Consider the following 26,230-nt stretch of genomic DNA (forward strand, 5'->3'; position numbering starts at 1 on the left):
CGGGGGAGGACGCCGGTCGGCGTCCGGGCGGTGGACGGGGCGCGTCGGGCACCCGGCACGATGAGGGGGTGACCGCCCCCGCCCGCCCGCCGCTCGCCACCCTGGACGCGGTCCTCGAACGGCTCACCTACGTCAACGAGGAGACCGGCTACACCGTCGCCCGGGTCGCCACCGACCGGGGCTCCGACCTGCTGACCGTGGTCGGCGCGTTGCTGGGCGCGCAGCCCGGGGAGAGCCTGCGGCTGTCGGGACGCTGGTCGTCGCACCCGAAGTACGGCCGGCAGTTCGAGGTCGACTCGTACACCACGGTGCTGCCGGCGACCATCCAGGGCATCCAGCGCTACCTGGGCTCCGGCCTGGTCAAGGGCATCGGGCCGGTGTTCGCCGAGCGGATCGTGGCGCACTTCGGCCTGGACACCCTGCGGATCATCGAGGAGGAACCGGCCCGGCTGGTCGAGGTCGCCGGGCTCGGACCGAAACGCACCGCGAAGATCACCGCCGCCTGGGAGGAGCAGAAGGCCATCAAGGAGGTGATGGTCTTCCTGCAGGGCGTCGGGGTGTCCACCTCACTCGCGGTGCGCATCTTCAAGCAGTACGCCGACGCCTCGATCGAGGTGGTGACGAAGGAGCCGTACCGGCTGGCGGCCGACGTGTGGGGCATCGGCTTCAAGACCGCCGACACCATCGCCCAGGCGGTGGGCATCCCGCACGACAGCCCGCAGCGGGTGATGGCGGGTCTGCGGTACACCCTGTCCGAGGCCACCGACTCGGGCCACTGCTACCTGCCCGCCCCGGCGCTCGTCGCCGACGCCACGAAGATCCTCGACGTCCCGGGTGATCTCGTCACCCGCTGCCTGGACGACCTGGTCGCCGAGGAGGGCGTGGTGCGGGAGTTCCTGCCCGGCGACGACGGCGAGCCGGTGCCGGCGGTCTACCTCGTGCCGTTCCACCGTGCCGAGCAGTCGCTGGCCGGCTCCCTGCTGCGACTGCTGCACGACCGGGCCGACCGGCTGCCCCACTTCACCGACGTCGACTGGCCCCGGGCGCTGGCCTGGCTGCGGGCGGTCACCGGCAACGACCTCGCCCCCGAGCAGGAGCACGCCGTCCGGCTGGCGCTGACGGCGAAGGTGGCGGTGCTCACCGGCGGGCCGGGCTGCGGCAAGAGCTTCACCGTGCGGTCCATCGTCGCGCTGGCCGCCGCGAAGAAGGCCCGGATCACCCTGGTCGCGCCGACCGGGCGGGCCGCGAAACGGCTGTCGGAGCTGACCGGGCACCCCGCCGCCACCGTGCACCGGCTGCTGCAACTGCGTCCCGGCGGGGAGGCCGTCCACGACCGGGACAACCCGCTCGACGTGGACCTGCTCGTCGTCGACGAGGCGTCCATGCTCGACCTGATCCTGGCCAACAAGCTGGTCAAGGCGGTGCCGCCGGGGGCGCACCTGCTCCTGGTGGGCGACGTCGACCAGTTGCCCAGCGTCGGCGCCGGGGAGGTGCTGCGCGACCTGCTCACCGCGCCGGCCATCCCCCGGGTGCGGCTGACCCGGGTGTTCCGCCAGGCCGCCCAGTCGGGCGTGATCACCAACGCGCACCGGATCAACGCCGGCCGGCCGCCCCTGCTCGACGGCCTGCCGGACTTCTTCCTGTTCGCCTGCGAGGACACCGAGGCCACCGCCGCGCTGACCGTCGACGTCGCCTGCACCCGGATCCCCGCCCGGTTCGGCCTCGACCCGCGCCGTGACGTGCAGGTCCTCGCCCCCATGCACCGGGGACCGGCCGGTGCCGCAGCCCTCAACACCCTGTTGCAACAGCGCCTGACCCCGCACCGCGAGGGGCAACCCGAGCGGCGGATGGGCGGGCGGGTGTTCCGCGTCGGCGACAAGGTCACCCAGATCCGCAACAACTACGACAAGGGCCAGGCCGGCGTCTTCAACGGCACCCTCGGCATCGTCACCGCCATCACCCCCGAGGAACAGACCCTCACCGTACGCACCGACGAGGACGAGAACCTCGACTACGAGTTCGACGAGCTGGACGAGCTGGCCCACGCCTACGCGATGACCATCCACCGCTCGCAGGGCTCGGAGTACCCGGCGGTGGTCGTACCCCTGACCACCAGTGCCTGGATGATGCTGCAACGCAACCTGCTCTACACCGCCGTCACCCGGGCCCGGCAACTCGTCGTCCTGGTCGGTTCCCGCCGGGCGCTGTCCGCTGCCGTGCGTACCGTCGGCGCGGGCCGCCGGCACACCGCCCTGGACCACCGCCTCGGCGCGCCGGCCGGGTAGCGCCGGACCGGCGTCCGCCGTCGACGGCCGCCACGCCGGCCACCGTGGACGGTGACCGGCGCGGCGCACCAGCGGAGATCCGTCAGCGGTAGCCGGCGGCGGTGATGTTGGCCTGCACCGCGTTCTCGGTGGCGTCCGACGGGTAGCCGGCGACCATCGCGCCCTCGTAGAAGGTGCCGGCGCTGAGGTTCGCGCCGCCGTCGGGCTTGCAGCAGTCCCCGCCGCTGCCCAGGATGATCGCGCCCTGCTTCTTCATCGGGCTGTAGCCCGGCGGCAGCGACCCGTCGTAGAGGGTGTAGAGGCTGCCGGACTGGGCGTCGCTGCCCTTGATGGCGAAGCGCGAGGTGCCGTTGTTCTTCAGGGTGGCGGTGACGAACTTGCTGGTGAAGGCCCGCTGGTTGGGGTTCCATGAGCTGCTGCCGCCGGGGAACAGCCCCCATTCCAGGTCGGCCTGCACCCACGGCCCGGAGCCGGAGCAGCCGCCGAACCAGCACTGCTTGCTGAAGTTGATCGCGTCCATGGCCCCGGCGGCGTCGGCCTTACGGGTGGTCTCGCTGTTGCCGTAGTCGAAGCAGCAGCCGTTGTTGACGTGGGTGCCGCTGGTGACCATGTACATGCCCTCCGGCGCGGCACCGGTCGGCACCCCGGTCAGGTGACCGTCACGCCAGTAGCTGTTGCCCGGGTTGATGTAGAGCGAGTACGCCTTCGCGCCGCCCACCGTCAGCGACTCCGAGGTCGCGACCGCCGGCCGGCTCTGCGGCGACCCGGGCACCACACTGGAGCCCTGGTACCACAGGTCGTTACCGCGGCCGGACTGGTCGAACACGACGGTCACCACGCAGGTGGTGCCGGCGCAGAACGAGTCCTGCGTGGCGGCGTTGGCGGTGCCGCCGGTGCCGGTCAGCCCGATGTTGCGGGTCGCGTTGTCCGAGGAACGGCGTACCTGGTAGAGGTTGCCGGTGTAGGCGGCGTAGAGCGCCCGGGTGGTGCTGTGCGCGGCCACGCACGGGGTGCCACCGGCGGCGTAGATGTCGCACGGCAGGGCGCCGGCGGGCGGGGGAGTGGTCGGCGGCGGGGTGGTCGGCGGGGCGGTGGTGGGCGGGGTGGTCGGCGAGGTCCACTGCTGGTTGGCCTGACCGTTGCAGGTCCACAGCAGGACCTTGGTGCCGTTGGCGGTGCCGTTGCCGTTCGCGTCCAGGCACAGGCCGGACTGCACCCCGACGATGGTGCCGTTGGCGTTGACGTTCCACTGCTGGTTCGTCTGGCCGTTGCAGTCCCAGATGATCGCGGCCGTGCCGGCGGTGGTGCCCCGACCGGAGGCGTCCAGGCACTTGTTGCCGTAGACCGTGAGTTGCCGGCTGGCCGTCCAGGTCCAGGTCTGTCCGGCGCCGCCCTGGCAGTCCCACAGTTGCGTCTGGGTGCCGTTGGTGGTGCTGGAGTTGGGGACCTCGAGGCAGCGCCCGGAGGCGGTGCCGACGATCCGGGTGCTCTGTCCCGGCTCGATGGCGGCCATCGCCGCAGCGGCCTCGGCGGCGGGAGAGGTGACGCCGGGGGCGGCCCCGGCGATGACGAGGAGGCCGGCCAGCGCGCCGACCAGCAGGGTCAGCCGGTGCCGGCGGCGGGACCGGGGGACGGGACCGGGGACCGGTCCGTTCGGGGACGGGGTACGCACGGGGCGGCTCCTTGGTGCGTCGACGGGGTGGGCCGGGTGGACCCGCCCTCGGGTGGTGGTGGCGAATCGGTTCGCCAGCCCTCCCAGGATCACCCAAGACAGTGACAGAAATCAATTTGAAGGGGGGTGGTCCGGCCCGGCGCGCGGGCCGGCGGTGTCACCGGCCCCAGAGCCGCCAGGTCTGGTTCAGCGGGCTGCTCTGGCTGACCGGCTTGCACGTCCACTGCAGGATCCGCGCCTGGGCGGCGGTGGAGACCCCGTTGACGTCGACGCACTTGTTGCTGTGCCGGGCGACGAGCTGGTAGTCGTGCGGATCGTTGCCCCCGTACGTCACCCGGCGCAGGGTGAACTGCTGGTTGGGGCCGTTCTGGCAGGTCCACTGGTCGACGGCCGCGCCGTCGGCGGTGGACGCCCCGCTGACGTCCAGGCACCTGCCGCTCTGCTGGTTGACGACCGTGTACGTGTCGGCCACCCCGGCGACCGGGCGGAAGTTCCACAGCTGCTGGTCGCCGCCCTCGCAGGGGAACTGCTGCTGGGGGTTGCCGTCGGTGGCGCCCGAGCCGGTGTTGTCCAGGCACTGCTGGGAGTGCTGGGCCACCGCCACCGACGTGAAGCCGGTCTCCGTGGGCGGCAGCACGGTGACGGTGTACGTGTCGTTCTGGTTGCCGTACGGCAGCCTCACCGAGGCGGCGTTGTTGGTCAGCGTGACCACGGTGTTCGACACCGTGACCGGCCCCTGCACCGCGCCACCGTTGTTGTACGGGATGCGCTGGGTGAGCACCCGCACCTGGTTGTTCTGCACGATGCCGCTGGTGGCGTCCAGCCGTTGCAGGTTGACCGTCAGGTTGCCGGTGGTCCGACCGCCGCCGACCAGCACCCTCGCCGTCCCGGTCGCCCTGGTGGCGAAGGCGTCGTAGGAGGGGCTGGGGGTCACCGCGGCGATCTGCCCGGTCTGCGCGGCGTAGTAGCGGTAGACCCACCACTCGCCCTTGGGCTGGTGCTGGCCGGCGGCGTTGCGGACCAGCAGGTTGCCCAGGTCGTTGTGCAGGTTGCCGGCGCTGGCCCAGTTCGCCCGCAGGCCGTCCGCGCGGGCCCGTTCCAGCCGGGCGACGTACCAGGCGCCGTCCGCCGGGTTCTGCTCGTTGGACGCGCCGTACTCGTTGATCTGGTACGGCCGCGGGTGGGTGATGCCGCGCGCGTCGAGGGTGGCGTCGGCCGCGGCGACGTTGGCGACCGGGTCGCCGGGCAGCGAGTGCCAGCTGACGATGTCCGGCACCGTGTTGGTGGAGCGGACGAAGTCCAGGTACTGGTTCCAGAACGCATGGTTGGTCGACGGCACGCAGGCGCAGCTCGGCCCGACGATGAGCTGGTCGGGGAACTCCGCCCGCAGCCGCTGGTAGGTGCGCCGCCACAGTTCGAGGTACTGGGAGATCGGGCGGTTCCAGAAGATGGTGATGTTGGGTTCGTTCCAGATGTCCCACTGCACCCTCAGTCCGGCCGCCCGGACGTCGCCGATGAGCCGGGTCAGGAAGTTGTCGTAGTCGGTCCAGTTGCCGTTGTCGCCGGGAAAGCGGGAGATCCCCGCGCCGTCGGCGCCCCACAGGTCGTGCGGCAGGATGATGAACTGACCGCCCAGGGCGGCGGTGCGGCGGGCCTGGGCGAGCGTGGAGTTCCACCGGCGGTCGTAGTTGCCGCCGACCCAACCGCTGCCCGGCAGTTGCGCGCCCCCGGCCCGCATGTACTGGAACCTGACGTCCCGGTAGAAGTGGTCGGCCGGGCCGCTGGCGTTCTCGGTCATGCCGTAGATCCAGCCGGAGGCCCGGTAGGTGGGGGTGCCGTCGACGCTGGCGAAGTTGACGCTGATCGACTCGTCGGCGGCCCGGGCCGGGGTGGCGGCGACGGCGGTGGTGGCGACGGCGAGCAGACCGACGGCGATCCGGGTGGCGATCGCGCGGGCTCGTCCGGGGCGGCGGTGGGACGGGGTGTTCACGGCGGCTCCTTGTGGGGCGTGGGGACGCTCTCCGGGAGGGCTTCGCAGGCGAATCGATTCGCAAGGGATCGTAGAGCGACATGATGAAGGATGTCAATGTAATGACGGTCCGGTGAAGGGGATGTTTCCGCAGATGATCTGCGTTCCGGTCAGCCGGTCGCGCCTGCTGGCCCGGACCGGCAGGAGTCCTCCTTGACCACCCGGCGCGGACGGACCTATGTTCGTTCGAACCGATTCGAGGCTTCGGTTCCGTCGTCCGCCGCCGGTGGGCCGACGTGGCACCGTCGAAGGCTGACCACCCGAACCACGAAAGGGCGTCACCCGACATGACCGTCGCACCGTCCGGCCCGGAGTTCTCCCTCCAGGACGTCCCGTTCAGCTACCGCGGTTCCTGGTTCGACATCTCCCCGGTGGTGGCCGAGAAGACGTACGCCGACGACCTGCACCTGGTCTCCCACCAGAGCGGCATGCACCCGGTGCTGCGCCTGGCCCCGCACGCCGACGCCACGGTCGTCGCCACCCCCGCGCTGCTCACCTGGCGCGACGGCGACGGCCGGATCGACGTCGGCTACCAGGGGCCGGACACCCTGCGGCTGCGGGGCCGGGGGCTCGGCCTGCGGATCGCCGCCGCCGCCCGTACCCTCACCCCGTTCAGCGGGACCTACCTCTACCGCGACCCGGTCGACGGCTCGGCCGTGTTCACCTCCTACGAGACGGGCCGCCGCTACCGGGTCACCGGGCTGTCCGCGCCGCTGCACGACGTGGTCGGCGTCGAGGCGCTCGGCGTCGCCGACCGGTGGCTGGACCTCCCCGCCGACCGGCCCTGGGAGATCGCCATCGAGGAGTACGCCACCGCCCGGCCCCCCTACCGGCCGACCGGCACCTTCGACGAGCTGTACCGCGAGCGCACGGCCGAGTTCGCCGCCTTCGTCGACGCGGTCGCCCCCTGGCGCGACGCCGACACCCCCGCCGCCGACCTGGCCGCGTACGTGCTGTGGTCGGCCACCGTCGAGCCGGGCGGTTTCGTCACCCGACCGGCCGTGCTGATGTCCAAGCACTGGATGGACAAGGTGTGGAGCTGGGACCACTGCTTCAACGCGATCGCCCTGGCCGCCGGCGAACCCGACCTGGCCTGGCACCAGTTCCACCTGCCGTTCGACCACCAGGACGCCGCCGGCGCCCTGCCCGACTCGGTCACCCACTCCGAGGTGCTGCACAACTTCGTCAAGCCGCCCGTGCACGGCTGGGCCCTGGGCCAGCTGCGCCGCCGGCTGCCTACCCCGCCGGACCGGGCGGTGCTGGCCCGGACGTACGACCGGCTGGCCCGGTGGACCCGGTTCTGGCTGGACGCACGCCGCGCCCCCGGCAGCGACCTGCCCCACTACCAGCACGGCAACGACAGCGGCTGGGACAACGCCACCACCTTCGACGACGGCCGGGTCCTGGAGACCGCCGACCTGGCCGCCCTCCTGGTCAGCCAACTACGCTGCCTGGCCGACCTCGCCGCCGAACTGGGCGGGCCCGCCGCCGGCTGGTCGGCCGAGGCCGACCGGGTCCGTACCGCCCTGCTGCGCGACCTGTGGGACGGCGAACGCTTCACCGCCCGCAGCCCGCACACCGGGCGACGCCGGGCCAGCCGCAGCCTGCTCGACCTGATGCCCGTCATCCTCGGCGAGGACCTGCCCGCCCCGGTCGCCGGTGCGCTGGCCCGGGGCGTCGCGGCCCACCTGACGACCCACGGGCTGGCCACCGAACCGACCGACTCGCCGCACTACCTCGCCGACGGCTACTGGCGGGGCCCCATCTGGGCACCCTCCACCGTGCTGGTCGAGGACGGGCTGCGCCGGGCCGGGCACACCGCGCTGGCCGACGAGATCAGCAGGCGGTTCCTGACCCTGTGCGAGAAGTCCGGCTTCGCCGAGAACTTCGACGCCGAGACCGGTGCGGGCCTGCGCGACCGGGCGTACACCTGGACGGCCAGTAGCTATCTCATCCTCGCCGCCGCGCAGCAGGAACGCCGGGCAGCGTCGGCGGGCCCGGGGCCGTGCGACGCGTGAACCCCGCGCCGGGCCCGGCGGGGCGGGGTCCCGGCGCGGGGACGTTCGGCGCGCGGTGTGCCGGCTGCCCCGGCCGGCGACCGGGACGGCCGCCCCGGCCGGAGGTCGGAGCCGGGTCAGCGGGGTCGGACCGGGCCGGTGCTGGAGCGCAGCGAGACGGGTGGCGCGTAGAGCCGGTGCCGGGGTGGGCCGCCGGGCGCGGCGATCAGCTCCAGCAGCAGCGCCACCGCCTCGGCGCCCATCTGGCGCATCGGCACGTCGGCGGCGGTCAGCGGGGGGTGGAAATCCTCCGCCCAGTGCTGGGCGGCGACCCCGGTGACGGAGAAGTCGCCAGGCACCGAGAGGCCGGCGCCGTTCAACGCCCGCTGGATGCCGGGCAGCGCCGCCTCGTTGATGGTGGCCACCGCCGTGACCTCCGGATGCGCCGCCAGCAGGTGCGCCACGCACGCCTCACCGGAGGGCGTGTCGTCGCCGCAGCAGACGTCGACACCGGTCAGGCCCCGCTCGGCGACGGCCGCCCGGAACCCGGCCAGGGCGCGGTGGCTCGGGCCGTAACCCGCCGCGACCAGCTCGGCGGACCGGTTCACCAGGGCCACCTGGCGGTGTCCCAGGTCGGCCAGGTGGTGTACGCAGCGGGAGATCAACGTCGCGTAGTCGACGTCGATCCAGCTCATCGCGTGCGGGTCGGCCGTCCGACCGATCGTCACGAACGGCACTCCCGCCGTCGCCAGCCGGGTCACCCGCTCGTCGGTCAGCCGGATCTCCATCAGCACCACCCCGTCCACCCGGCGGCCGGTGACGATCCGCTCGAAGGACCGGTCGTGGTCGCCGCCGGACGGGGACAGCAGCACGTCCAGATCGTGCCGGGCCGCCGCCTCGACGACGCTGGCGACGAAGCCGAGCTGCATGTCGGTCAGACGCTGGTTGGCCGGGGGGATCACCAGCCCGAGGGTGCGGGTGCGCCCCTCCTTCAACGCGCGGGCGCTGGCGTTGGGCCGGTAGCCCAGCTCGTCGATGACCGCCTGGATCCGTTGCCGGGTCGTCGCCGACACCGCCCGCTTCCCGCTCAACACATAGGACACGGTGCTGCGGGACACTCCGGCCCGCCGGGCGATCTCCCCGATGTTCATGCCCGCCCTCAACGCCGAATTCCGCCACCGACGCGGGAATGCGTCGTGTTTCCCGTGGAGCATAGCCGTACGGCAATTCCCCACGGGGCAGGAACAGTTCCGTGGCCACCCCCGGGGGCAATCCGCCGATGCCCGGCGTTCCGTGGGGCGCAGGTCGGGGCGGACAGGGCCAGCGGGGTAGCGCAATATATCGACAGAAGTTAATGTTAAAGATCTGACGTTTTATGTCAGGAGAAGGCACGGCCGATGGATCGGTTCCGTACCCCCGGTCGTTCGGACGCGAAGCACAGCCGTGCCGGAGGCGGCCACCACCGCACCCGTACCGTTCCGGAGAGGGATTCGATGAAGGTGAAGAGAAGGCCCAGTCGTATGACGATCGCCGTGGCGACGATGGCGACCCTCGCCGTCGTCAGCGGCGGCTCCGTGCTGGCCGACGCGCCGGGCGCGCAGGCCGCGACCACCGGCCCGTGCGACATCTACGCCTCGGGCGGCACACCGTGCGTGGCCGCGCACAGCACCACCCGCGCCCTGTACGGCGCGTACAACGGGCCGCTGTACCAGGTGCGCCGGACGTCGGACAACACCACCCGGGACGTCGGGGTGCTGAGCGCGGGTGGCGTCGTCGACGCCGCGATCCAGGACTCCTTCTGTGCCAACACGAGCTGCGTGATCACGATCATCTACGACCAGTCGGGCCGCAACAACCGCCTCACCCAGGCGCCCGGCGGCTACTGGCCCGGCCCCGCGCCGGGCGGCTGGGACAACCTGGCCGACGCGAAGGCGGCCCCGATCACGATCGGCGGCCAGAAGGCGTACGGCGTCTACGTCTCGCCCGGCACCGGCTACCGCAACAACAACACCAACGGCGTCGCCACCGGTGACCAGCCCGAGGGCATCTACGCCGTGGTCGACGGCACGCACTACAACCAGTGGTGTTGTTTCGACTACGGCAATGCGCAGACCGACGGCCAGGCCGACTCGCCGGCCATCATGGAGACGGTCTACTTCGGCGCCAACAAGCAGTGGGGATACGGTGCCGGCGCCGGCCCGTGGGTCATGGCCGATCTGGAGTGGGGGTTGTTCTCCGGGGTGAACGCCGGTTACAACAACATCGCGTCCATCAACCACCGTTTCGTGACCGCCATGGTCAAAGGCGAGCCGAACCACTGGGCGATCCGCGGTGGCAACGCCCAGTCGGGTGGCCTGACGACCTATTTCGACGGGCGGCGGCCCAACGGATACCACCCGATGAAGAAGGAGGGCGCGATTCTGCTCGGCATCGGCGGCGACAACAGCGTCTCCGGCCGGGGTACCTTCTTCGAGGGCGTGCTGACCTCGGGTTACCCGTCGCCGGCCACGGAGGACGCGGTGCAGGCGAACATCGCCGGGGCGGGATACGCTCCGGCCGGTGGCGGCACCCCGGCGCAGAGTGTCCAACTCGTGGGCACCCAGTCGGGTCGCTGTGTCGACGTGCCGAACGGCAGCACCACCAACGGCACGCAGGTCCAGCTGTGGGACTGTACGGGCGGAACCGCGCAGCGCTTCACCCGCACGGCGGGCCGGCAGCTCCAGGTCTCGGGCAGCAAGTGTCTCGACGCCTCCGGGCAGGGCACCGGCAACGGCACCAAGGTGATCATCTGGGACTGTCACGAGGGTGCCAACCAGCAGTGGAACGTCAACGCCAACGGCACCATCACCGGCGTGCAGTCGGGTCTCTGCCTGGACGCCGCCAACGCGGCCACGGCCAACGGCACCAAACTCGTTCTCTGGGCCTGCAACGGGCAACAGAACCAGCAGTGGAGCCTGCGGAGCTGACCGCTGCGCCGCAACCGGCAGGTCGGGCCGGTGTGTCGAGATGGGGGGAGTACGGCGGCCGGTGGCAGCTGATCGAGGGCCACGGTCCGAACCGGAACCCGGTGCCGCTGCGGCCCGACGACGGATACCAGACGTGGCGGCTGAATGGTCGGTGACCCGGGCATGCGGTAAGTCACTGGTCGATGTGTGGCACCGCGGGTCGGCGATCTGTGAGGGTGTGCCCGGTGAACCCGATACCGAGCACACCCGAACGGCCGTCGCTGGGCGCGGTGCTGCGGGCCCACCGGCTGGCGGCGGGCCTGTCGATCGAGGGGCTCGCCGAGCGTTGCGGGGTCAGTGTCCGGGCGATCAGCGACATCGAACGCGACCGGGTCCGTCGCCCGCAGCGGCGTACCCTGACCGTCCTGTGCGACGTCCTCGACGTGCCTGACGACGTGCGCCACCGGCTGGACGAGGCCACCTCCGACCGGCCCGCCGGCTGCGAGCCACCCGCCCCACCGTGCCACTTCACCGGGCGGGCGGCGGCACTGCGTACCCTCGGCGACGCCGCGCGTCGGCCGTCGGGCGACCGGCGGCAGGCCACCGTGGTCGTCGTCACCGGGCCGGCCGGGGTGGGCAAGACCGGCCTCGCGGCACGGGCCGCAGCCGACCTGGCCCCGGAGTTCCCCGACGGCTGCTTCTTCGTCGACCTGCGCGGCATGGACGACGTCCCCACCCCGCCCGGCGAGGCGCTGCACCTGCTGCTGCGCGCCCTCGGTGTGCCGGAGCGGCGGATCCCCGCCGGGCTCGACGAGCGGGCCACGGCGTACCGGTCGGTGCTCTGCCAGCGCCGGGCCCTGGTGGTGTGGGACAACGCGGCCGACGAGGCCCAGGCGAGGCCGCTGCTGCCCGGGGCCGGGCCCGGTCTCGTGCTGGTCACCAGCAGGCGACGGCTCAGCGGCCTGGACGCCGCCCGGTGGCTGTCCCTGGAGCCGTTGCCGGCCGAGGAGTCGACCGCGATGCTGCGGGCCATCGCCGCACCCGACGCCGCCGCCGACCCGACCGGGTGGGCGGAGCTGGCCCGGCACTGCGGGCACATGCCGTTGGCCCTGCGCGTCACCGGGCAACGGCTGTCCGACGAGCCGGGGCTGTCGGTGGGGGAGCTGAACCGGCGGTTCACCGGCGAGCAGGCCCGGCTCACGGTGATCGACGCCGGGGCCGCCGGCATCCACACCGCGCTGAGCCTGTCGTACCGGCGGCTGGGGACGGACCTGCGGCGCACCTTCCGGCGGCTGTCCCTGGTGCCCGGCCCGGACTTCGGCCCGGATCCGGTCGCCGTTCTCGGCGGCACCGACGCCGAGGAGGCCGAGGGACGGCTGGAGGCCCTGGTCGAGAGCGGCCTGGTGGCCGCGGTGCCGGCGGACCGGTACGGGCTGCACGACCTGGTCCGGGAGTTCGCCGCCGACCGGATGACCGCCGAGGAGCCGGCGACGACCGGTGCGTTGCGGACCATCCTGCTGCGCTGGTGGCTGGCCCGCACCACGGCCGCCGGGCAGCACTTCGAGCCGGGTGGACCGGCGTCGCTGACGGAGTTCCCGGACCGGACGGCGGCGGCCGGCTGGCTCGACGCCGAGCGGGGCAACTGGTTCGCGGCGCTGCGGTCCGCCGCCGCCGAGGACCTGCACGGGCAGGTGGTCGACACCGTCGACGCGCTGCACTGGTTCTCCGACAGCCGGGTGCACCTCGACGTCTGGCCGGAGGTCTTCCGGTTGTCCGCCGGCTCCGCCGCCCGGCTGGGCGACCCCCGCACGGAGGCGGTCCACCTCAACTACCTGTCCTGGGCGCAGGCGATCTGCCAACGTGAGTACGCGCGCAGCGTCGCCACCGCCACCCGGGCGCTGGAGCGGGCCGTCCGCGCGGGCGATCCGGCCCAGCAGGGGTGGGCGCTGCTCTACGCCGCCAGCGGCCACACCGGGCTGGGCGAGCACGCGGCGGCGCTGCGGCACCGGCAGCGGGCCTGGGTGATGCTGCGCCGCGCGGCCGACCCGGAGGGGCTGCCACAGGCGATGGCCTCACTCGGCTCCTCCCTGCTGGCGCTGGGTAGGCCCGCCGAGGCGCTGCGGGTGCACGAGCGGACCCGACGGCTGCTGCGCGATCCGCACCATCCGATCGCGGCTTTCGCCCGGGCCTGCACCGACGCGTTGACCTGTCGGCGCATCGGCGACGACCTCGCCGCCCTCGGCCGGTGGCCGGAGTGCGTCGCGGTCCGGCGGGAGGCGGTGGCCGGGTTGCGCGCGACCGCGATGCCGGCGACCGAGGCGCTGGCCCTGGTGGAGTTGGTCGAGGCGCTGCGTCGTACCGGGGAGACCCGGTCGGCCCCGGCGTACCTGGCGCGGGCGATCGCGCTGGCCGACGACTGTGACGACCCGGACCTGGCCCGCCGGGCCGGGGACCTGCTCGCCGAGCTGTCCGGGACCGACTGAACGTCAGGTGCCGGGCACCACCCGGGCGAAGGCGCGGACCAGCGGATGGGGCTGGTAGCGGTGGTCCCGGCCGGCGGTGAGCCAGCCCCGTTCGGCCAGATCGAGGAAACCCGCCTCGGCGGGCGCGGGTCCGACCAGCCGGGGCAGCAGCCGCAGGGCGCGCCGGGCCGGCGACGACAGCCCGGCGTACGCCCGCTCGAAGGCGTCGCGGACCGACAGGTCCCCGGCGACCAGCGCGCCGAGCACCCGTTCCGGTCGGGTCAACCGGTCGATCAGCCACTGTGCGCTCCACTGCGGGCGGGTCAGCAGCCGGTTCGCGGTCACCCGCAGGGCCAGCGGCAGGCCGGCGCAGCAGGCGGCCAGTTCGGCCACCGCCGGGGCGGGGGTGCTGCCGTCCACCATGGCGGTCAGTGCGGCCCGCGCGTCGGTGGCCGGCAGCGGCGGCACCAGCCACCTGTCGGCCTCCGGTAGCCCCGCCAGCGGCTGCCCGCCGGTGACCAGGGTGACGGCGGTGGCGTCCACGGGGAGCAACGGCCCGACCTGGCGGGTGTCCCGGACGCCGTCCAGCACCACCAGCATCCGCCGGGCGCGCACCAGATCGCGGTACGCCCCGACGGCCTCCGGGTCCGACCCGGTCGATGCCGTCGTGGCGGCCGGCAGCAGCCGTCGCGCGATCGTGGCGGCGGTGGCGTCCCCGACCGGGCCGAGGAAGCGCACCCCGTCGGGGAACCGGTCGGCCAGCCGGGTGGCGGCCTGGACGGCCAGCGCGGTCTTGCCCACCCCGGGCAGGCCGATCAGTTGCACCGCGTGGCGGTGGCCCAGCCGGGCGGTCAGCCAGGCGAGGTCGGCGTGGCGGCCGGTGAAGTGGGGAGTCACCCCGGGCAGCCCGGTGACCACACCCACCTGCCCGCCGGCGGTGCCGAGCCGGTCGGCGTCGGGCCCGTGCAGCCCCAGGGCGGTGCCCAACGCCCGCAGTGTGCCGGGGTGCGGGCGGCGGATCGTGTGCCGCTCGATCCCTCCGATGGTGCGGGCACTCACCCCGGACCGGGCGGCGAGTTCCCCGATGGTCAGCCCGGCGGCGGTCCGCAGTGACCGGAGCCGGTGAAGCTGTTCCTGCGTGCTGTCGCGCACCCCGTACCCCCGCGCGGACGTCTGCTGTCCGGTCCAGTAGACGTCGGCGCGGGTACACGTGGGGTGAGGTCATCGTCACACCGGGTTCCGGTGCTGGTGGGATGCGGGGCGGCGGTCGTCCGCCGTCCCGGCCTGCGGGAGGCGGGCCGGCGGACGGGGTGCGGTCAGGCCACCCGGACCCGCTGCCACTGCTGGTTGGCGCCGGTGCCGCAGGTGTACTGGATCACCCGGGCGCCGTCGGCGGTGGAGTAGCCGTTGACGTCGAGGCACCTGCCGCTGTGCCGGGCCACGAGCTGGACGTACCCGGAGCCCGCGTCGCGGACCTGCCACTGCTGGTCGGTACGCCCCGACTGGCAGCCGAACTGCTGCACCGCGGCGCTGTCGGCGGTGGACCCGCCGGCCACGGTGAGGCACTTGTCGCTGTGCCGGGCGACGATCTGGACGTAGCCGGAGCCGGCGTCGCGCAGCTGCCACTGCTGGTTGGTGCCGGAGTTGCAGCCGTACTGGGCCACGGCGGCGGCGTCGGCGGTGGACCGGTCGAGCACGTCCAGGCACTTGCCGCTGTGCCGGGCGCGCAGCGTGTCGAAGGTGTAGCCGCCGTCGACGCCGGAGACCACGCCGGTGGCGGTGTCGATGGTGAGCTGCGGGAACCAGTTCATGGTCAGCGAGGTGGCGGTGGGGAAGTTCAGCGGCAGCCAGACGTACCGGGACTGGTTCACCGGGCCGCCCGTCGCGCCGGCCCAGCGGTCGCCGAGGTAGAGGTACGAGGTGGCGGCGCTGCCCTGCACCGGCAGCACGTACGCCGACTGGGAGTCGTAGGTGGTGCCGTCGGCGAAGTTCGTCGGGTTGGTCCAGGTGCCGCCGACGCTGCTGGCGGTGGCGTACCGGGCCTGGTTGGGCGACCAGCCGGTGGCCCCCGAGGTGACCAGGAAGTAGACCCCGTTGCGTTTGAACATCGCCGGGGCCTCCCGGTAGTTGTCCGGCCACAGCGTCCGCACCAGCGACGCGACCCCGGTGTAGTCGGCGGTGAGGCGGTAGATGTTCAGGTCGGCGTTGTTGCGGGTGGCCGAGATCAGGTACGCGGTGCCGTCGTCGTCGCGGAACACCGTCTGGTCCCGGGAGTCGTGGCCCAGCGGGCGGAAGCTGCCCAGGTAGCGGTAGTTGCCGTCGACCGTGCTGGAGGTGGCCACCGCGACCCGGGCCTGGTTGTAGTCGACGCCGTTCTCCCAGTGCATCCAGAGCACGTACTGGCCGGTGCCGGCGTTGTAGATCACCTTGGGGCGTTCGATGTTCGCCGTCGCCAGCTCGCCGGCCGAGGACTGGGTGAGCACGTTGTTGCGGAACTCCCAGGTGCGCAGGTCGGTGGAGCGGTAGACCGACACGTACCGGAAGGTGTTGTTGTCGTTGCGGTTCTCGCCGAACCAGTAGTAGTAGTCGCCCACCTTGATCATGCCGCCGCCGTGGGCGTGCACGCCGGCGCCGTTGGTGTCGGTGAACTGCGTGCCGTTGACCACGGTGACGGGTGCGGCCCGTGCGGCGGGGGCGGTGAGGGTCAGCGGGGCGAGCACGGCCGCGCAGGCGGCGAGGACGAGGACGATCCGACGGAGGGTGGTGGGGTGGGGCGCGGCAGGCATGGGCCGCCTCCTCGTGCGGTGGACGCGGGGTGCCCGCCGGGACGGGCGGGACCTTTTCATGAGCCTCACGATAAGCCGATCCACCGTCACATGCCCATACTTCGATGTGATGAACATCGATGTATAGCGGGTGGGTGGGAGATCCGCGCCACGTCGTGGTTTGCAGCGGTCGTCGCGGTTGTCGAGATCGTGATGCATGATCTACATCACATTGTGAACCCTTCTCGCGGTGTCCGGCACGGAAGGCACGATCCGGGCGGAATCCCTTTTCCGCACCCCACATTTCGCCGCCGAAGCCACCCGCGGCGGCTCGGCGGGCATCGCGGAGGATCGCACTTCGCCACGGAAAGTAGTCGTGCCCGCTCTGCCCGTGGTCGGTCGGGGTTCGTTGCCGTCCGACAACCAGCGCCTCGGTTTGTGCCGCTCACTACCCTGACCGATGATCCAGTGCCTGGGTACCGTCGACAGCGATAAGGGCTTCAGATGAGCAACAGTCACCCTCCGTACGGAGAACAGCCGGATCCGAACGTCACCCCGTGGAGCGGGCCGCCGGCACCGTCCGCCGGCTACCCGGCGTACGGCCAGCCTGGTCAGGCCCCGCAGTACGGTCAGGCCCCGCAGTTCGGCCAGGCCCCGCAGTTCGGTGTTCCCGTGCCGCCGCAGAAGTCGAACCGGGGCCTGGTCATCGGCCTCATCATCGGCGCGGTGGTCCTCATCCTCGCGCTCTGTGGCGCCGGCATCGGGCTCGCCCTGGTCGGCAACGACGACGAGCCCGACCCGACCCCGACGCCGAGCGCGACCGCCAACCAGGGCTCCGGCACGGAACCCTCGTCCACTCCGCAGGCGTCCGACCCGCCCACGGAGCAGCCGAACAACAACAACAACAACGCGGTGACGGCCCGCTACTCCAGCGACCTGTCGTCGGTCTGCGACGGCAGCCCGATCCTCAACGCGGCCACCTACACCGGCCCGGCCACCGCCAAGGCGTACGTCTTCTCGAACAACCCGGAGCGGCCGTCGTTCTGGTCGTCGAAGATCGTCGGCTCCGACAAGCGGTACTACGCCAAGTCGGCCGACTTCACCAGCGTCTCGGTCGTCGGCTGCATGTCGATGGTCCCGGGCAGCGAGGGCGCGCCCAAGAAGTGCGACTACAAGGCCAGCGACGGCAAGAACGTCAGCGTCTCGTACATCTCCTCGCGCTACCAGCTGACCTTCTACGCCGCGAAGACCGCGGAGAAGATCGGCGACGGCGGGGTCGTCAACGCCCCGGCGACCCGGTGCCCGAGCTTCATCTCGTACAACAAGACGACGATGAAGGCGTACGCGGCCCCGGACAGCGGCACCATCGAGGCGGCGCTGGACAAGTTCCTGTCCTGACCGGCTCCTGACGGCGGTGCCGGGGGCGGGCGGATCCCTCCCGCCCCCGGCCTTCCGTCTCCCGCCGGATCAGGTGTTGACCGGCCGGCGGGCGACCAGCAGCACGTGCGTCACCGGCCAGTCCAGCGGGGCCCCCTCCACCGTCGACAGCGCCGCGGTCGGCGCGAGCCGGTGGGTGACGATCCAGTCGTTGCGGTACGGGCCGCTGGCCGGGTCGACCTCGAACCCCACGTCGGCCAGCAGGGCCTTCCAGTCGGCCCACTCCAACCCGCAGAACTCCTCCTGCGTCTCGGACAGCCAGTTGTCGGTGTAGTCCTTGCGGGTGAGGAAGTCCATCGCCGCGCCGAGCGGCAGCTCGACCACCGCGCCGGTGCCGTCGTCGACCGGGCGGAACCCGAACGGAAACCGGTAGTCGACGGCGAACTGGTCCAGCCGGGCCCGGGTGGACAGCCCGGCGAGGTGCGCGGCCACCCGGTCGGCAGGCAGTGACGCCAGATCCTCGCGGGGCCGGGTCGGGTTCGCCCCGTCGGTGGTCGACAGCCGCAGCCGTACCGTCCGGTCCCGGCCGTCCGGCCCGCAGACGTCGCTGTTGATCCACACCCCGCCGGGCACCGTGTGGTCGTAGATGGCCTGCACGAACCGGCGCAGCGACGCCATCCGATCGCCGTACGACCAGATCTCGTGGGTCAGCGCGAAGGTCATCGTGGTGTCCACCGACCGGGGCGCGAACACCGCCCCGCCGAGCACGTTGCGACGGTAGAAGAAGACGTTCGGGTTGGCGAAGACCCCCTGCGCCTTCTTGTGCACGCACTCCTCGTACAGGTGGCGGGCCACCTCGACCCCGATCAGGTCGCTCTCCCGCAGCGTCGGCTCCCGGTCGGCCAGCTCCAGCACCGCGCCCGCGCCGCAGCCGACGTCGACGATCCGGCCGGGCCGCACGTGCTCGCGCACCGCCGCCCACTTGCGCTGCGCCGCGTCGGCGAACGCCTCGGCGTACGTCCGGTAGTCGCGGGTGGCGGTCAGCCCGCCCTCGTCGCCGACCACCGGGTCGTTGACCACCGAACGGACCAGGTCGTCGAGCCGGTAGCGGGCGTAGACGTCGAGGGTCGCCGGGTGGGCCAGCTCCCGCCACGACGGGTCGTCGGCGGCCAGCCGCAACAGCACGTCCCAGGGCCGGGCGGGGGTCGGGTCTACGTCGGCCTCCACCCCGGCGATCGGGAACCCCAACCGGGCGTACATGGCGGCGACCTGCGGCGTCGAGCAGGCGACCACGGTGTCGTCCGGGGTCAGCTCCAGGCCGGCGGTGGCCGCCACGTTCTTGAGGGTCACCTCGGCGAACCGGTCGGTCTCGGCGGTGTCGAAGACCGGCACCACCACCGACCGCAGCCCGGCCAGCACGCTGAACCGTTCGATCGCCGCCTCCCGCCGGTGGTAGGGGACCGGGTTGCGGCGGGTGTTCTCGTGGTTGGCCGAGGTGACCGCCCACACCACGGTCGTCCCGTCGTCGCCGGCCCGGTCGCCGTCGGGGGTGTCGTGGTGACCGGCGGTGGCGAGCCGGTGCAGATAGTCGGCCTGGAACCGGGTCAGCAGGTGATGTCGGCCGGGAAACAGCAGGTAGCGGGGCATGCACCGTTCCTAGCCGACGCCGGATGGCCGGCTCCGCGCGGGGTGGGGTGGCAGTCGCGGCGGCGCACGTGGTGCCGGTGCGGCGTGGGTGCCGGGAGGCGCGCGGTGCCCGGACCGGGCGTGGGGGCGACGCCGTGCGGCGTCGCCCCCACCCCTGGCGGGTGTTAACCCACCACGGAACGCAGCGGGACCTGCTCGGCCCGCAGGGTCCGCACCAGGTCACCCAGGAACGGGTGCTCGTCGATCTGGAGACCCGCTGGGTTCGGGATCACCAGGTACGCCGAGCCGTCCGCCACGGATACCCGGGCGGTGTCGGTGTACCTGTCGACGACCGCCTCGGTGCGGGCCAGGTCACCGGCGGCCACCTGGAGGGTGAACGGCCGCCACTGTCCGCCCAGGTTCTCGGCGACCGGGGCGGCCGCCGCGGCGGCGCGGGCCGGGTCGACCGGGACCGGCGACGCGGTCCGGGCCGCCGTGCCGCCGCCCGGGTAGAGCAGCGCGTTGGCCACCAGGTGCAGGCCACTCTCGTTGTACGCCCGGAACAGCGGGTTGAACGCGAACAGCACCGCCCGTCCGGCGCCGGTCGGCTCGTCCACCACCGCGACCGTGCCCTTGAGCGCGTCACCCTGCACCGTGTAGCCGTTGGCCCAGAAGGTGTCCCCGCTCGGGTAGCGCAGCACGTTGCGGCCGGTGCTGCTGGGGGTGAGGATCGGGTCGTTGTTGTTGAACTCGAAGTCCTCCGCCGGCCGGCCCAGCCCGACCGGGCTGTCCGGGTCCACGTCGACCCGCAGGTGCGAACCGATCACCGTGTAGCCGGTCGGCTTCGGCTTCTCCGTGGTCGAGGTGAGACCGGCGGCGCGGGCCATCCGGGTGCCCTCGTTACGCAGGCCCAGGTAGGTGTGGCCCTGGGCGATCCAGGCGCGCAGGTTGGCCTGCCCGGTCGCGGTCAACCCGCCTGTCGCGTTGCTGCCGTCCGGCACCAGCAGCACCGTGCGACCGGTGAAGGCGGGGGTGTTGTCGTTGATGTCGGCGGTGGTGACCGGGGTGAGGTCCAGGCCCCACCGCTTGCCCAGCACGTACCGGGCCTCGCCGTGCGAACCGGAGGTGGTGGAGATGCCGGTGCCCTGGAACAGGCCGACATCCGGCCGGCTGATCGGGGTGCCGACCGCCGCCGTGGTGTACGGGGTGAGCGTGACGCCCAGCTTCTTGGCCGTGGTGTTCAGCTCCGGCGTCAACGCGCCGGCCGGCATCCCCACCTGCCCGTTGTCGAGGTCCCGCACCAGCTGCACGCCCTGACCCAGCAGGGTGAAGGTGAACTCGGCCGCGGCGGCGGAGTCCAGCTCGTAGGTGTAGGAGCCCTTCAACGGCGGCGCGGCCAGGATCTTGCCGCCACCGGTGTTCTGGATCTTGTCGATCAGCTCCGCGTTGGGCTTGACGTCCGCGCCGGTGTAGACGGCGTTCACACCCATCAGCAGCGGGTTGCTCCACGACGACACGTCGTAGAAGTACGGGAACGGCGTGTACGGGTCCTCGCCCATGATCGCCTGGATCCAGTGCTTCTGCGGCTGGTTCATCGGGATCCAGTACGACCCGACCGGTACGGTCAGGTTGGTCGCCGACCGGCCGCCGAAGAGCTTGGCGGTGGGCAGCTTGACGGCCTTCTTCACCTGGTAGACCTCGACGTCCATCCGGCGTAGCCGCTCGACGAGCTGGCGGGCGTCGGCGAGCTGCCGGTCGGGCAGCAGGAAGTACGACCGGACGGTCTGCGCCGGCACCGGGAACTGCACGGTGTTGGTCGGCTGGACCACCTCGTTGGGCTCCAACGTGCCGGCCCGGCCCTGGGCGAGGGCGTCCTTCCAGACCTTGTACCAGCCGTTCAGCACCTCACCCTTGTGCGCCGCCGCCCACCCGAGGGTCGACCACTGGGTGTGGAACTGCTGCTGCACCCGGTCGGCCACCGCCGACGAGCTGCCCTTCTCGAACGTCATGCCGGCGGCCCCGAAGCCTGCGGCCGGCACCGTGTCGCCGTACCCCATGAAGAACAGGTCGTAGGTGGAGTAGTTGAAGTAGCACTCGGTGGTCACCGCGCCACCGCACGCGCCGTTGTAGCCGAAGCCGGCCTTGTTGGCCTCGCCGATCCGGTTGATCCAGTCGACCGCCTCGCCGGAGATCTCGTGGTGGATCGGGTCGGCGTTGGGCGGGAAGAAGTACTGCCGGCCGCCCATCTCGTGCGCGTCGATGAAGACCTGCGGCGGGTACCTGCGCATCAGTTCGAGCTTGCCGTCGGTCTCCTGCTGGGTCCGGGCGAACCAGTCCCGGTTCATGTCGAAGCCGTACTCGTTCTGCCGGCGGTTGGCGTCGCGGCCGTCCGGGTTCTGCGTCGGCACGATGATGGTGACCAGGTTGTCGTTGCGCTGCTGGACCTCGCAGGACAGGCCGGCGGCCAGCTCGTACAGCGTCTTGAGGGCGGCGTCGGTGCCGCTCTTCTCGCCGCCGTGCACGTTGGCGGTGACCCAGACGATGGCCGGGGCCGCCTCGGCGATCTCGCCGGCCTGCTGCTGGTTGACCGTCCGGGGGTCGCGCAGCGAGCGGACGTCCTCGGCGATGCCCCTGAGCACGGCCGGCCGCACGTTGCGCTCGTTGGACACGATCGCGTACGGCAGCGGCTGGCCGAGCACGCTGGTGCCCAGCACGCCGGTGACGACCCGCTTGGAGGCGGTGTCCACGGCGTCGAGGTAGCCCCGTACCTCCTCGTTGGTGACCACCCGTTCCTGGCCGGTGCCGAGCGGGAAGCCGAGGAAGCTCTCCGGGCTGGGCACCGAGGCCAACCGGTCGGTGGGATCGGTGCTACAGGTCGTCGGGGGCGCGGCGGAGGCGGACGGGCCGACCACCAGGGGGGTGATTCCGGCCAGGAGGACGATGGCGGTGGCGCTGGCCAACCGCTGGCGGGAAAGCGATGCGGAGCGGATTATCGGCGTTCGCATGAGGCGTTTCGTTTCCCTTCCCGGGAAATGAATCAGGGGTGCCCGGAGCGTATGACCTGCGCTTTCGGGTGGTCAAGATTCACAACCGGGGGCCGGTACGCGATTCGCCAATTGCCCCACACCCGCTCGAACACGGGCGTTTGATGGCGAGTTGGCGTCCACCCTGGACCCTCGTCCGTCGGGGGAGACCCTCGCCGTACGCCTGATCATATCCACCGTCGTCGACCGGGTGGGGGTGGTCCCGGCCCGCCGCCCGCGGGCCGGGACCGGGCGGTCAGCGCACCCGGACGAACACCGGGTTGGAGTAGAACCACAGGTCGCTCCACGGGCTCTCCAGCCCGTCGGCCAGCGGCTCCGCCTCGTCGGTGCTGGTGCCGCGGACCCGCAGGTAACTGTCGACCCCGACGTCGCGCAGGGTGTGCCGGATGACGTACTGCGCACCCTGCTGCCGCCAGTCGCGCGGACCGAACCGGGCCACCACGGCGGTGGTGGGGTTGGTGTCGGCGTCCCGGTCGACGCTCGGGCCGGTGACCTGCCCGACGATCAGGTCGACCCGGCGGACCTGTGGGCGGTCCCCGTTGCCGTTCGTCCCGGCCGGCGGCCGGAACCGGATAACGACGTCCACGTCGGTGCGGTCGCGGCGGCTGACGGTGACGGTCTCGCCCGCTCCGGCCGAGTGCCCCTGGCTGCTGGCGGTGACGTCGAGGCGGCTGATCAGGTCACCGGTGGTGACGAAGATCCGTCCGTGGCGCAGGCCGTCCATGATGTCGTGGTACTCCTGCCGGGCCAGCACGTAGGTCTTGCTGTATTCACCCGGCCAGAAGTCGGTGCCGCCCCGGGTCCAGTGCACGTGTGAGTCGGACGTCGCGGTGATCCACCAGCGTCGCCCCTCGCCGAGCAGCGCGTCCCACAGCCCGCCGACCCGGGCGGTCGCCTGGTCGTAGCCGCCGTAGGTGGGGTGGTTGCCGTAGCCGCCGCGGGCGCTGCCGTTGAGTGGGCCCGCCTGGTGGCCCGGGGCGCCCTCGAAGCCGACGTACACGTCCGGGGCCGCGTCGTTGCCGTTGCGGAACTCGTGCGGGAGGTCCTGCCCGTACACCCCGAGCCCGGTCGCCGAGCGGGAGGTGTGGTGGGCGATCACCAGCGGCTTGTGCGGCATTGTCCGCGCGACTTTGAGGAACTCCACCATCTTGGCCTCGGTGTCGCGGCCCGGGTCGGCCGGGAACGGGTCCCGCTTGGCGAACCGGCTCTCCAGCTCGAAGAGCTGCTTCGCCTCGTCGGCGTGCCGGGGGATCATCAGGGTGTGGTGGTCCATCGCCGGGGCGTCGAACTCCATGCCCCAGAACTGCAACACCTCGGGCACCAGCCGGCGGGACCGGAGCAGATCGGGGTACGCCTGCTCCAGGTTCACCTTGGAGTGCGTCGGTCCACCGTGGTCGGTGCACATGGCCCAGGTCAGCCCGAAGTTCTTCGCCATGATCGCGTTGGTGACGATCGGGTAGACCGCGTCGGTGCCCTTGCGGAACGTCGGCGGGTTCGTCGAGGTGTCGAAGTCCCCGCTGTACTCGGAGTGGATGTGGTGGTCGCCGGCCCGCCAGCTCCGGTCATCGGCCCGACCTGCCCCGGCCGTCGCCTGGTCCTGCCGGTCCGGGTCGGCGTGGGCCGCCTCGACGCCCACGAACGGGCCGGCGGCGGCGAGCGTCGCGCCGACGCCCGCGTATTTCACCAGTTGGCGGCGGGACAGTTGACCGCCTGTGGCGTCCTCGGAATCCCTGTGCTGCACTGCGGAGCCCTCCACGTGATCCGGATGTCGACCGTGTCGGTGACGAAGCCTCCGAGAGGAGGGTGAACGGCCGCTGCACGGCGTGCGGGAGGGGGGTGAACGACGGCCGGCCAGCGCCGCCGCGCGCCCGGCCCGGCCGGTGGCCGGGCCATCACCTGTCGTGGCCCCGGCTGCCGTCCCGGGTCGCCTCCCACGGGTGGGATATCTATGCGGTTGCATTTCCGGGTCATTGGTGAGAAAGAGGTCTCATTGACCGCTTGCTATGCCGCAACTAGTATTCGGTGCGCAGAAGGTCAACGGGGAGTGGTCGGCGGCATCCACATCGAATGCTATTCCGGTGTCGTCCGGCCTGTTCGTCAAGCTCCTGGCGAATCCATTTCGGAGCCATTCCCCGCCACCTATTCCACGACCCGGTCCCGAGAAACGCCGGGCGGGTCGTCATGTCGCGTGCGCGGGGGTCACCGGGAGGTGGCATCGACTCCCGGCATGCACCGGACAGGACCGACCACGCCGAGAGGAACCCACTCCATGCGCGCTGACCCGATCCGCCGCCGCCCCCCGGGCACGGCACTGCCCCTGCTCGCCGCGGTGGCCGCGATCGTCCTGCTCCTCGCGGGGACCCCGAGCCAGCTGGCCGGTGTCCACCTCGCCGCCGCGGTGGACATCACCGACACCCCCGGCACGATCACCGACCAGTGGTCGACCACCGGCGACGAGGGCATCGAGAAGGTCATCGACAACACGCCCTACCGCAAGTACTTCACCTACAGCGGGGCCGGCTGGATCCAGTTCGAGGCGACCACGGCGGCCGTGGTGACCAGCTACGCCGTCACCTCCGCCAACGACTGGCCCGACCGCAACCCGCGCAACTGGGTCTTCGAGGCCTCCACCACCGGCAGCAGCTGGACGCCGCTGGACACCCAGAGCAACCAGACGTTCATCACCGGCTTCCACCGCAACACCTACTCGTTCGGCAACACCACCGCCTACCGGTACTACCGGCTGCGGGTGACCGCCACCAACGGGTCGGTCAACATGCAGATCGGCGAATGGCAGATCTACGGGACCACCACCGCCACCACCCCGGCGCCGGCCGCGCCCACCGGCCTGATCGCCACCCCGGCCAGCGACCAGATCCGGCTCACCTGGACCGACAACACCCGCTGGGAGACGGCCTACCGGCTGGAACGCTCGACCAACGGCACCACCTGGAGCACCGCGTACGTGCTGCCGGCCAGCACCACGAAGTTCCACAACCTGAAACTGCCGGCCGGCACCCACTACTACTACCGGCTGCGGGCCGAGGGGGTGGCCGGCAACTCCGGCTACGCCACCGCCGACACCACCACCCTCAGTGCCACCCCGGCCACCACCTGGACCGAGACCTGGCACGCCCCCAACGAGACGCTCACCCGCTACTACTACGACGCCAACGTGGCCATCTACCGCGATCCGGGACTGGCCTCGACCGACCTGACCTGGGTGAAGGACTACGCCAAACAGATCTGGGAGTACGTCCAGGCCAACTACGGCAACCTCAGCGGCCAGCGGCTGTACGAGGTGCTGCACGACGACGCGGGATCGGGCGGGTTCGCGCTGAGCCAGTTCGACCCCAACACGGCATTCCGCGACGTCAACGACATGAGCGGCGGCGGCTGGGGAAACACCGACCTCAACGAGGACGTCATCTCCCACGAGATGAACCACACCGTCGAGTTCACCGCGTTCGGCGTGAACGGCTCACCCGCGTACGGCATCTGGGGCGACAGCAAGTGGGCCGAGATCTTCCAGTACGACTGCTACGTCGGCACCGGCCGGACCACCGACGCCACCCGCTGGAAGAACGCGAAGCTGCTCACCTCGGACAACTTCCCCGTCGCCAACACGTACTGGTTCCGGGACTGGTTCTACCCGATCTACCAGAACTACGGCGGCAAGGTCGTGCTCAACAAGTTCTTCCAGCTGCTGTCCCAGCACTTCCACCAGTTCGACGGCGTCTACGCCCGGGACCTCAACTGGGGGGAGTTCGTGCACTTCTGGAGCGGCGCGGCCGGCGTGAGCCTCAAGCCGCTGGCCACCACCGCATTCGGCGGCTGGCCCGCCGACTGGCAGGCGCAGTTCGTCCAGGCCCAGGCCGACTACCCGGGTGTGACGTACACCCCGTGACGTGGGCCCTGACCACCCACCCCGGCGATCCGGCGACGACCCCCAGCCGGTGACCCGGCCGTGGGGTGCCGCCACCGCACCTGTGGTGGCGGCACCCCACCGGCGGCCGGCGGTCGTGCCG

The 26,230-nt window shown here is 71.9% G+C and carries 14 protein-coding genes; 6 read left to right on the forward strand and 8 right to left on the reverse strand.

The features are described 5' to 3' along the window. The first annotated feature begins 68 nt into the window (after nucleotides 1–68). A complete protein-coding gene (gene recD2 / locus ACN261_RS24320; protein ID WP_425852313.1) occupies nucleotides 69–2,285 on the forward strand; it encodes an SF1B family DNA helicase RecD2 in 2,217 nt (738 codons plus the stop codon). Between the two features lie 82 nt (nucleotides 2,286–2,367). Here recD2 and ACN261_RS24325 read toward each other — a convergent pair whose 3' ends face one another. Both ACN261_RS24325 and ACN261_RS24330 read right to left on the reverse strand, forming a co-directional pair. Next, a complete protein-coding gene (locus ACN261_RS24325; RefSeq protein ID WP_425852315.1) occupies nucleotides 2,368–3,957 on the reverse strand; it encodes an arabinofuranosidase catalytic domain-containing protein in 1,590 nt (529 codons plus the stop codon). 157 nt (nucleotides 3,958–4,114) lie between these two features. Then, entirely contained in the window at nucleotides 4,115–5,947 is a 1,833-nt protein-coding gene (locus ACN261_RS24330; protein ID WP_425852316.1) for an RICIN domain-containing protein, read from the reverse strand. Nucleotides 5,948–6,273: 326 nt separating this feature from the next. On the opposite strand from ACN261_RS24330, the gene ACN261_RS24335 reads away from it, so the two are divergent. After that, the gene (locus ACN261_RS24335; protein WP_421481960.1) at nucleotides 6,274–8,004 is read left to right on the forward strand and encodes an amylo-alpha-1,6-glucosidase; all 1,731 of its coding nucleotides are present in this window, start codon (nucleotides 6,274–6,276) and stop codon (nucleotides 8,002–8,004) included. Between the two features lie 116 nt (nucleotides 8,005–8,120). Here ACN261_RS24335 and ACN261_RS24340 read toward each other — a convergent pair whose 3' ends face one another. After that, on the reverse strand, nucleotides 8,121–9,134 hold the full coding sequence (locus ACN261_RS24340) for a LacI family DNA-binding transcriptional regulator (protein ID WP_425852319.1): 1,014 nt from the start codon (nucleotides 9,132–9,134) through the stop codon (nucleotides 8,121–8,123). Between the two features lie 369 nt (nucleotides 9,135–9,503). Here ACN261_RS24340 and ACN261_RS24345 point away from each other — a divergent pair, with 369 nt between their 5' ends. Beyond that, nucleotides 9,504–10,949, forward strand: coding sequence for an arabinofuranosidase catalytic domain-containing protein (locus ACN261_RS24345; protein WP_421481962.1), 1,446 nt, complete (start codon nucleotides 9,504–9,506; stop codon nucleotides 10,947–10,949). Nucleotides 10,950–11,173: 224 nt separating this feature from the next. Further along, a complete protein-coding gene (locus ACN261_RS24350; protein ID WP_421481963.1) occupies nucleotides 11,174–13,411 on the forward strand; it encodes an ATP-binding protein in 2,238 nt (745 codons plus the stop codon). A gap of 3 nt (nucleotides 13,412–13,414) precedes the next feature. Here the strand turns inward: ACN261_RS24350 and ACN261_RS24355 are convergent, their stop codons facing one another. After that, on the reverse strand, nucleotides 13,415–14,542 hold the full coding sequence (locus ACN261_RS24355; RefSeq protein ID WP_425852322.1) for a helix-turn-helix domain-containing protein: 1,128 nt from the start codon (nucleotides 14,540–14,542) through the stop codon (nucleotides 13,415–13,417). 164 nt (nucleotides 14,543–14,706) lie between these two features. Further along, nucleotides 14,707–16,176: an RICIN domain-containing protein gene (locus tag ACN261_RS24360; RefSeq protein ID WP_421481965.1), complete on the reverse strand. Its 1,470-nt coding sequence runs from the start codon at nucleotides 16,174–16,176 to the stop codon at nucleotides 14,707–14,709. Between the two features lie 483 nt (nucleotides 16,177–16,659). Between ACN261_RS24360 and ACN261_RS24365 the strand changes: the two genes are divergently transcribed. Then, on the forward strand, nucleotides 16,660–17,553 hold the full coding sequence (locus tag ACN261_RS24365) for a hypothetical protein (RefSeq protein WP_425852324.1): 894 nt from the start codon (nucleotides 16,660–16,662) through the stop codon (nucleotides 17,551–17,553). 69 nt (nucleotides 17,554–17,622) lie between these two features. On the opposite strand, the gene ACN261_RS24370 is transcribed toward ACN261_RS24365, so the two are convergent. From ACN261_RS24370 to ACN261_RS24380, 3 genes are all read right to left on the reverse strand, one after another. Beyond that, on the reverse strand, nucleotides 17,623–19,179 hold the full coding sequence (locus ACN261_RS24370) for a class I SAM-dependent methyltransferase (protein ID WP_421481967.1): 1,557 nt from the start codon (nucleotides 19,177–19,179) through the stop codon (nucleotides 17,623–17,625). Nucleotides 19,180–19,343: 164 nt separating this feature from the next. Then, nucleotides 19,344–22,163, reverse strand: coding sequence for a M14 family zinc carboxypeptidase (locus tag ACN261_RS24375; RefSeq protein WP_425852326.1), 2,820 nt, complete (start codon nucleotides 22,161–22,163; stop codon nucleotides 19,344–19,346). Nucleotides 22,164–22,437: 274 nt separating this feature from the next. After that, the gene (locus tag ACN261_RS24380; protein ID WP_425852330.1) at nucleotides 22,438–23,943 is read right to left on the reverse strand and encodes a phosphoesterase; all 1,506 of its coding nucleotides are present in this window, start codon (nucleotides 23,941–23,943) and stop codon (nucleotides 22,438–22,440) included. 528 nt (nucleotides 23,944–24,471) lie between these two features. On the opposite strand from ACN261_RS24380, the gene ACN261_RS24385 reads away from it, so the two are divergent. Next, a complete protein-coding gene (locus ACN261_RS24385; protein WP_421481970.1) occupies nucleotides 24,472–26,109 on the forward strand; it encodes a hypothetical protein in 1,638 nt (545 codons plus the stop codon). Nucleotides 26,110–26,230 lie beyond the last annotated feature (121 nt).

Origin of the sequence: Micromonospora sp. WMMD723, assembly GCF_049863385.1 — a bacterium.
In the GTDB taxonomy this organism is placed as follows: domain Bacteria; phylum Actinomycetota; class Actinomycetes; order Mycobacteriales; family Micromonosporaceae; genus Micromonospora; species Micromonospora wenchangensis.